The organism is Vibrio sp. 2132-1, from assembly GCF_033344315.1.
The window spans coordinates 1-564 of sequence record NZ_JAWPON010000671.1 but is presented as its reverse complement, the minus strand read 5'-3'; the positions used below and the strand labels follow the sequence as shown (position 1 = coordinate 564).

Sequence of the window (564 nt, the reverse complement as noted above, 5' to 3'; positions counted from 1 at the left end):
GTTTACGCATGACATCCGAACCATCTAAATCAGCACGCGGATCCGGTTCTGTTAATCCTTGTTGCCACGCTAAATCGACCAACTCATTAAACGGCACCGAGCCATCAAACTGCTGGAACAGCCAAGAAAGTGTTCCCGAGAAGATTCCGGATAGCGCCACAATCTCATCACCACTTTCACGCAGATCTCGCACGGTATGGTTGATAGGTAACCCTGCCCCAACCGTCGCGTTGTAGAGCCAGTAACGACCGATTTTCGCGAATGCATCTTGCACTTGATGGTAATACTGACTGTCGGCAGAGCCTGCAACTTTGTTAGCAGAAATTAAATGGATGCCTTGCTGAGCGATATCAACATAACGTTGCGCCAACTCTTTGCTCGCAGTCACGTCCAATACCACGGCTTCATCATAACCTTGTAAATCGCCTAACCGACTCAGCCACGCCCCATCGTTCTCAATACTTTCTTCATCAAACCTGTCGGCAACCGCCGCCGCATCGATACCCTTTTCATCAAACCAATATGTCTGGCTATCGACAACGGCGACTAAGTCAAAGCTCATAC

At 49.1% G+C, this 564-nt stretch carries 1 pseudogene; it reads right to left on the bottom strand.

Annotated features, from left to right (window positions below):
• Positions 1–564: pseudogene (gene metL, locus R8N47_RS27305) on the bottom strand (bifunctional aspartate kinase/homoserine dehydrogenase II); the annotation flags it as partial.